Annotated in this window: 9 protein-coding genes and 1 pseudogene; 4 read left to right on the top strand and 6 right to left on the bottom strand. The window is 68.9% G+C overall.

The annotated features are described in order from the left end of the window. From C5O18_RS04455 to C5O18_RS04445, 3 genes are all read left to right on the top strand, one after another. A partial coding sequence (locus tag C5O18_RS04455) for a M16 family metallopeptidase (RefSeq protein WP_105191820.1) occupies positions 1–1222 on the top strand: 1222 nt, incomplete at its 5' end. After that, on the top strand, positions 1219–1875 hold the full coding sequence (rsmD, locus tag C5O18_RS04450; protein WP_105191818.1) for a 16S rRNA (guanine(966)-N(2))-methyltransferase RsmD: 657 nt from the start codon (positions 1219–1221) through the stop codon (positions 1873–1875). The genes C5O18_RS04455 and rsmD, both read left to right, overlap by 4 nt. Positions 1876–1908: 33 nt before the next feature. Further along, a complete protein-coding gene (locus C5O18_RS04445; protein ID WP_206389724.1) occupies positions 1909–3027 on the top strand; it encodes a hydrolase in 1119 nt (372 codons plus the stop codon). On the opposite strand, the gene C5O18_RS04440 is transcribed toward C5O18_RS04445, so the two are convergent. After that, positions 2991–3686 (bottom strand): TetR/AcrR family transcriptional regulator, encoded by a 696-nt coding sequence (locus tag C5O18_RS04440; RefSeq protein ID WP_105191816.1) that lies wholly within the window; start codon positions 3684–3686, stop codon positions 2991–2993. The two genes, C5O18_RS04445 and C5O18_RS04440, sit on opposite strands and share 37 nt — an antisense overlap. A 122-nt stretch (positions 3687–3808) precedes the next feature. Between C5O18_RS04440 and C5O18_RS04435 the strand changes: the two genes are divergently transcribed. Next, complete coding sequence (locus C5O18_RS04435; RefSeq protein ID WP_105191822.1) at positions 3809–5251, top strand: coniferyl aldehyde dehydrogenase; 1443 nt, start codon at positions 3809–3811, stop codon at positions 5249–5251. 111 nt (positions 5252–5362) lie between these two features. On the opposite strand, the gene C5O18_RS04430 is transcribed toward C5O18_RS04435, so the two are convergent. From C5O18_RS04430 to C5O18_RS10360, 5 genes and pseudogenes are all read right to left on the bottom strand, one after another. Next, complete coding sequence (locus C5O18_RS04430) at positions 5363–5749, bottom strand: septal ring lytic transglycosylase RlpA family protein (protein WP_105191815.1); 387 nt, start codon at positions 5747–5749, stop codon at positions 5363–5365. Further along, positions 5746–6015, bottom strand: coding sequence for a YfhL family 4Fe-4S dicluster ferredoxin (locus tag C5O18_RS04425; RefSeq protein WP_105191814.1), 270 nt, complete (start codon positions 6013–6015; stop codon positions 5746–5748). Before C5O18_RS04425 ends, C5O18_RS04430 begins: the two co-directional genes overlap by 4 nt. Before the next feature lie 14 nt (positions 6016–6029). Further along, entirely contained in the window at positions 6030–6527 is a 498-nt protein-coding gene (gene coaD / locus C5O18_RS04420) for a pantetheine-phosphate adenylyltransferase (protein WP_105191813.1), read from the bottom strand. A gap of 164 nt (positions 6528–6691) precedes the next feature. Further along, positions 6692–7470, bottom strand: a pseudogene (mutM, locus tag C5O18_RS04415) (bifunctional DNA-formamidopyrimidine glycosylase/DNA-(apurinic or apyrimidinic site) lyase). A gap of 10 nt (positions 7471–7480) precedes the next feature. Then, positions 7481–7704: hypothetical protein (locus tag C5O18_RS10360; protein WP_158249265.1), on the bottom strand; the 224-nt coding region annotated here is incomplete at its 5' end.

Here is a 7704-nt window from a genome sequence, read left to right as displayed (position 1 = left end):
CCGCCTGCTCTTCGATGCCGGCGCGGCCCGCGACGGCGCGCTCGCGGGCCTGGCGTCGGCGGTGTCCGGGCTGATGTCCGAAGGCACGCGCCAGCGTGGCGCGCAGGCGGTGGCCGAGGGCTTCGAGCAGCTGGGCGCCGATTTCCGCGCCGACTCCTTCCGCGACATGGCGCTGCTGGAGCTGCGTGTGCTCAGCGACCCTGCGCAGCGTGATCCCGCGCTGGCGCTGTTCGCCGAGGTGGCCGCCGAGCCGCTGTTCGCCGACGAGGCCTGGGGGCGGCTGCAGGAGTCCATGCGCATGTCGCAGCGCCAGGTCCAGCAGTCGCCGGCCGGCCGCGCCGGCCAGCTCTTCTATCAGCGCCTGTATGCCCGGCACCCTTACGCCACGCCGCCGCGCGGCGTGCCGGAGAGCGTCGGCGCCATCACTCCGGCCGATCTGAAGGCGTTTCATGCCCGCTACTACGTGGCGCGCAACGCCGTGCTGGTGCTGGTCGGCGACATCGACCGCGCCAGCGCGGAGCAGGTCGCCGCCCGCATCAGCCGCAGCCTGCCGGGCGGGGAGGCTGCCCCGGCGCTGCCACCGGCGCCGCCGCTGAAGCGCGCGCTGCGGGTGCACGACGAATTCCCGTCGCAGCAGGTGCATGTGGTGCTGGGTGATGTCGGCGTGTCGCGCAGCGACCCCGACTACTTCCCGCTGCTGGTCGGCAACGAGCTGCTCGGCGGCAGCGGCTTCGGCACGCTGCTGACCCGCGAGCTGCGCGAACGCCGCGGCCTGACCTACAGCGTCACCAGCCGCTTCATTCCCATGCGCGTGGCAGGCCCGTTCCAGATCAGCTTCTCCACCCGCCACGACCAGGCCGAGGATGCCCTGCGCCTGACCCGCAAGCTGCTTGCCCGCTTCGTGGCCGAGGGCGCGCCGGCGCAGGATGTGCAGGCGGCCATCGACAGCCTGGTGCAGGCCTTCCCGCGCAGCGTCGCCAACAACGAGCAGGTCGCCAACTTCCTCGGCATGATCGGATTCTACGGACTGCCGGACGATTTCATCGGCCAGTACATCGCGCGGCTGCGCGCGGTGACGCCGGCACAGGTGCGCGCCGCCTTCCGCCGCCATGTGCAGCCCGATCGTCTGCTGGTGGTGACGGTGGGCCGGCTTGAGCCGCCGCCGCATCCGCCGAAGACGCCGCACCGCGGGCCGCCGCCACCGCCGGGAGGCGCGCGATGAGCCGGGGCGGCGGCACGCGCGAGCTGCGCATCGTGGGCGGACGCTGGCGCAGCCGGCGCCTGCGATTCCTTGATCTGCCGGGCCTGCGCCCGACGCCCGACCGCGTGCGCGAGACGCTGTTCAACTGGCTGCAGTTCGAGGTGCCGGGCCGCCATGTGCTCGATCTCTTCGCCGGCAGCGGCGCGCTCGGCTTCGAGGCCTTGTCGCGCGGCGCGGCCAGCCTGACCCTGGTCGAGCGCGATGCGCGCCAGGCCGCCGGCCTGCGCGATGCCGCGACCACGCTGGCCGCCGAGCACTGTCAGGTGCTTACCGCCGACAGCGAGCGCTGGTTGCGCACGGCCGTGGCGCCCCCGGGCGGCTATGGTCTGATACTGCTGGACCCGCCTTTCCACCAGGATATCCCCGCCCGTGTGCTCGCGCTGCTTGCAGAAAAGGGCTGGCTCAACACGGGTGTCTGGGTTTATGTTGAGACCGAACAGGCGCCAGACAGCCTGACGCTGCCGCCGGCGCTCGTGCTCCACCGGCAGACGCGCGCAGGTCTGGTGCATGCCTTGCTGTACCATGTCGCCGACGCCGCCGAGGCGCCGGACACCGACAGTGCCGGGCAGGGCGAGAAGAACAGGGCCGGAGATCCGGCCGGGGAGCCTGCCTGAGCGCGGCCCCCGGGGTCGTGGAGAGGGTAGTCGATGAGTCATTCACCCGCTGATGCGTTCACGCCGGGCATCAGCCGCAGTCCGTTCCAGCCCGCCTGGTGGCTGAACAATCCGCATCTGCAGACGCTGTATCCGCCCATGTTCCGCCAGGTCGCCACGCCCGGGCGCGTGCGCGAGCGCGTCACCCTGTCCGATGGCGACTGGCTGTACCTGGACTGGCGACTGCCCAAGTCCTGGATGGGCAAGCGCCAGCCGCTGGTGGTCATCGTCCACGGTCTGACCGGCAACAGCCAGTCGCAGTACGTGCTCGGCCTGCAGCACGCGCTTGACGCCATCGGCTGGGCCAGCGTGGCGATGAACTGCCGCGGAGCCACCGGCGAGGCCAATGACCGGCCGCGCGCCTACCATGCCGGCGCACACGACGACCTCGCCGATGTCATGCGCCTGGTTCGCGAGCGTTACACCGACGTGCCGCTGGCGCTGGTCGGCTACTCGCTGGGGGGCGCCATCTCGCTCAATTACCTGGCCCTGGAAAAGCCGCCGGAGCGGCTGTTCGCGGCGGTGGCGGTGTCGGTGCCGCTGCTGCTCGGCGCCTGCGCCGACCGCCTCGACCAGGGCTTCTCGCGGGTCTACCGCAAGCACCTGCTGGCCGAGCTGTGCAAGGCCTGGGAACGCAAGGCGGGCCGCCTGCAGGCGCTGGGCGACGAGGAAATGGCGGCGCACATCCGCGAGCGCCTGGCACAGGGGCCTTTCACTTCCTTCCGCACCTTCGACGATGTGCTGGTGGCCAGCCTGCACGGCTTCCGCGACGGCGAGGACTACTACACGCGCTGCAGCCCGCGCCAGCGCCTGGGCGACATCACGGTGCCGACGCTGCTGCTGCAGGCCGCCGACGATCCTTTCCTGGCACCGGAATGCTTCCCCTCGGCGCGCGAGCTGTCGGCGACGGTGCAGCTGGAGATCTCGCCGCGCGGCGGCCATGTCGGTTTCGTCGAGGCGGGTTCGTCGTGGCGCGAGCCGATCTACTACCTGGAGCGGCGCATCCCGCAGTTCCTGCAGGCCATGGCGCCGGAAAGCGTGCGCGTGGCGAAGCTGGCCGACAGCCTGCCTCCGGCCTACCAGTCCTCTTCGATGCGCAAGGCCGCGCCGTAGCGCGCCTTCAGCGCCTCCAGCCCGCTGCGCGCCTCGCCGCGCAGATAGGGCGCCTCCAGGCAGATGACCTGGTACAGCCCCTGGCGCAGCATGGCCTCGGTGAGCGGTTCGGCGTAGCCGAAGAAGCCGGTGGTGCTGAGGAAGGTGACCCAGTTGGTGGCGGTGATCCAGATCGTGGTGGTCAGCGCCATGATCTCTTCTTCCGTGGCCTCGACCAGGCCGGACTCGACCTGCAGCCGGTACAGGTGGCTGACGCTGACCATGGCCTGGCGCGCGAAGGCGCGGTAGCTGTCGCGCATTTCCGCGTTGTCGAGCAGGTGGGTCATGTCGCGGTGCAGGAAGCGGTAGCGCCACAGCGTGCCCATGATCTTCTCGAACAGCACGATCTTGTCGGCCTGGGTGAGCTGGCGGTCTTCCGGCAGTGTCAGGGCGGCGCGCATGTGATCGGTGTATTCGAGGAACAGCTCGAAGATGATCGCGTCCTTGTTCTTGAAGTGGTAGTACAGGTTGCCCGGGCTCATGCCCAGCGCGGCCGCGATGTGGTTGGTGCTCATCTGGCGCTCGCCCTGCTCGTTGAACAGCTCCAGGCTGCGCGCGAGGATGCGGTCGCGCGTCTTCGGCTTGGACTGGCGGGGCGTGGCGGCGAGCTTGGTGTTCATGGTCATCCGGTACTTTATTGACAGCCTAGAGTAAATGCTCTAAAAGATCGGCACAACACAAAAGAAGCATCGTGCGCGCCGGTTTCCGGGCCAGCGATGCCCCCTTGCCTATCGAGGTCATCATGGTCGCCCACATCGCTCAGCTGGCTGCAAACAACCCCCAGGTCGCCGACATGCAGCGCATCTTCCAGGCCCAGCGCTCGGCTTACGCGCTGCGTCCCATGCCGTCGGCCAACGAGCGCATCAACGGCCTCAAGCGCCTGCGCGAAGCCGTGCTCAAGTACCAGGACGATCTCGCTGACGCGGTCAGCCAGGACTTCGGCCACCGCTCCAAGGACGAGACCAAGCTCGCCGAGCTGCTGACCTCGCTGGAAGCCATCAAGTACGCCAGCAAGAACCTGACCGGCTGGATGAAGCCGCAGAAGCGCCACTCCGGCCTGCTGTCGACCCCGGCCAAGGCCCGCGTCGTGCCGCAGCCGCTGGGCGTGGTCGGCGTGGTGGTGCCGTGGAACTACCCGGTCTTCCTGGCCCTGGGCCCGCTGGTCGGCGCCCTGTCGGCCGGCAACCGCGTCATGATCAAGACCTCGAGCTTCACGCCGCGCCTGGGCGAGACGCTGAAGCGCATGCTGGCCGAGATTTTCACCGAAGACACCGTGGCCGTCATCACCGGTCGCGGCGAGGTCTCCGAGGCGTTCAGCCATCTGCCGTTCGACCAGCTGACCTTCACCGGCTCGACCAACGTCGGCCGCACCATCATGCAGGCCGCCTCGAACAACCTGACGCCGGTGCTGCTGGAGCTGGGCGGCAAGTCGCCGGCCATCGTGCATGAATCCTATTCCATGACCGACGCCGCCGAGCGCATCGCCTTCGGCAAGTGCTGGAACGCCGGCCAGACCTGCGTGGCGCCGGACTACCTGCTGGTGCCGCGCGGCAAGACCGACGAGTTCGTGATCGCCTACACCGCGCAGGTCAGCAAGATGTACCCGACGCTGCTGACCAACGCCGACTTCACCAGCATCGTCAACGACAAGCAGTACACCCGCATCCAGTCCTACCTGGACGATGCCCGCGCCCAGGGCGCGCGCGTGATCGAGATCAACCCGTCGGCCGAGCGCTTCGAGAACACCCGCAAGATTCCGCCCACCATCGTGCTCGGCGCCACGCCGGACATGCTGATCATGCAGAACGAGATCTTCGGGCCGGTGCTGCCGATCCTCGAAGTGGAGTCGCTGTCGGATGCGCTGGCCTTCGTCAACGCCCGTCCGCGCCCGCTGGCGCTGTACTACTTCGACCACGACGAGGCGCGCGCCGACTACGTGGTGACCCACACCCACTCCGGTGGCGTGGGCATCAACGACGTGGTGACCCATGTCGGTGTCGACGACCTGCCGTTCGGTGGTGTCGGCGCCTCGGGCATGGGCCGCTACCACGCCTACGAGGGCTTCCAGACCTACTCGAACATGAAGGCCGTGCTGGAGCGTCCGAAGTTTTATTCGGTGCGGTTCATCCTGCCGCCGTTCAACAAGGCGTCGCACAACCTGATCAAGAAGCTGTTCCTGTCCTGATCTGACTGCTGTCGAAGGCCGGAGGCCGGGGTCCCGCTCCTGAAAACTGTAGCGCTTTCCCAGCGTGTTTTCAGGAGCGGGACCCCGGCCTCCGTCTTTTTCGCGTGCGGATCAGTTGGCGGGGGCGAGCCTGACCCGGGTCAGGCCCTGGCGCATGAAGCCGAGTTCGCGGGCGGCGGCCTGGGACACGTCGATGATGCGGCCGGGCTTGTGCGGGCCGCGGTCGTTCACGGTCACCACCACGCTGCGCTTGTTCTTCAGGTTGGTCACCTTCACCTTGGTGCCGAAAGGCAGGGTGCGGTGGGCGGCGGTCATTTCGCCCTGGTGATGCAGTTCGCCGCTGGCGGTGCGACGGCCGTGGAACTTGTCGCCGTAGTACGAGGCGGTGCCTTCGAGCGCGATCTTCTGGCCGGGGAAGCTGCCGGTCTGGGCGCTGGCGCAGCCCTGGAGCAGCAGCAGGCCGAGCAGCAGGCCGTGCAGCGGGCGCACCGGCTTCATTCGGCGCCCGCGGCCGGCGCCTGGCCGGTGAGTTGCTGGTAACGGGTCATGAGCTGCTCCCGGCTCTCGACATGGGCGGGGCTGACCGGAATGCAGTCCACCGGGCAGAGCATGACGCACTGCGGCTCGTCGAAGTGGCCGACGCATTCCGTGCACAGCATGGGATTGATCTCGTAGATCTCCGGCCCCATGGAGATGGCCAGGTTCGGGCAGGCGGGTTCGCAGACATCGCAGTTGATGCACTCGTCGGTGATCATCAGGGCCATGTCCGCGGCTCCGGTCAGGCCAGGCGCGGCCCGTGGCCGAGCTTGCGCACGAAGGCCTCGCGCACGCAGGGCGAGACGAACTGGCTGACATCGCCGCCGAGGATGGCGATTTCGCGCACCAGGCTGGAGGAGATGAACGACAGGTGTTCGGACGGGGTCAGGAACACGGTCTCGAACTCGCTGTTCAGTTGACGGTTCATGTTCGCCAGCTGGAACTCGTACTCGAAGTCGGAGACGGCGCGCAGGCCGCGCAGCACCACGTTGGCATCCATTTCCTTGACGAAGAACGAGAGCAGCTTGTCGAAGCCGACCACGCGCACATTGGGCAGGTGGCCGAGGACTTCCTGCGCCAGCGCGACGCGCTCCTCGGTGCTGAACAGCGGCTTCTTCTTCTCGCTGGCGGCGACGGCGAGAATGACCTCGTCGAACAGGCGCGAGGCGCGTTCGACCAGGTCCTTGTGGCCGTTGGTGATGGGATCGAATGTCCCGGGGTAGATCACGCGGGTGGTCATGCCGTCTCCTGGTGCCCGACCGGCGCACCGGTCGGGCAGGGGGGTCTTGGTTGCCGGCAGGCCGTCGTGCGCCGGGGCCTGCGTTGCCTGGTCCCGATGTTAACCCGTCTTGCGTGGAAAAATCTGCCGTTGCCGGCCTCGCGCGTGTGCCCTGCTGGTGACGCTCAGCGCTGGCAGTGGGTGCAGAACACCGTGCTGCGGGCGCTCAGGCGCACCTCGCGCAGCGGGCGCTGGCAGCGCAGGCAGGGCTGACCGGCACGGCCGTAGGCACTCAGGGTCTGCTGGAAGTAGCCGGGCTCGCCGTTGCCGTTGACGAAATCGCGCAGCNTCCGGCCTCGCGCAGCGGGTGGATGCCGGTGCGGAACAGCGCTTCGTTGGCGTAGATGTTGCCGACGCCGACCACGACATGGCTGTCCATGAGGAAGCTTTTCACCGGCGCACGCTTGCCGCGGCTGGCCCGGAACAGATGGTCGTCGGCGAAGTCCGGTCCCAGCGGCTCGGGGCCGAGGTCGCGCAGCAGCGGGTGCGCCAGCGGGTCATCGTCCAGCCACAGGCAGCAGCCGAAACGGCGCGGGTCGTGGAAGCGCATTTCCCGGATGCTGTCCGGGCTGTCGCCGTCGATGAGCCAGATCAGGTGGTCGTGCGTCTTCAGCGGCGTGTCGGGCGTGCACACGCGCAGGCTGCCGGACATGCCCAGGTGGAGCATCAGCGTGCCGCCGGCCTGGCCTGCCGCATCACCAGCGCCGTGGTCGCAGCGCAGCAGCAGGTATTTGCCGCGCCGGTCGGTGGCCATGACCCGGCTGCCGGTCAGCAGCGCCGGCAGGTCGTCGGGCACGGGCCAGCGCAGGCGGGGTTCGCGCACCTGCAGGCGGGTGATGCGCCGGCCCAGGATATGCGGCGTGATGCCGCGCCGGGTGGTTTCGACTTCGGGCAGTTCGGGCATGTGCGGAGACTCAGCGGCCGGGGCGCAGGAAAGGCAATCCGTGGCGGGCGAGATCGTGCAGCACGCTGCGTGTCATGTCGAGGGCCCGGGCTTCCGGCAGCGCCGGCGAGGCGAGCCGGAGGCGGGCGGCCAGCGTGCCCGGGGTGGCCGGGCGGTCTTCTGCTGCCTGCAACAGCTCGGCCAGGAAGGCGGCCATGGGGGTGACTTCGAGCTGGCGCAGCGACAGTTGCGCAT

Source organism: Amnimonas aquatica, assembly GCF_002943415.1.
In the GTDB taxonomy this organism is placed as follows: Bacteria; Pseudomonadota; Gammaproteobacteria; order Pseudomonadales; family Moraxellaceae; genus Perlucidibaca; species Perlucidibaca aquatica_A.
This window is presented reverse-complemented; position numbering and strand designations above follow the sequence as displayed.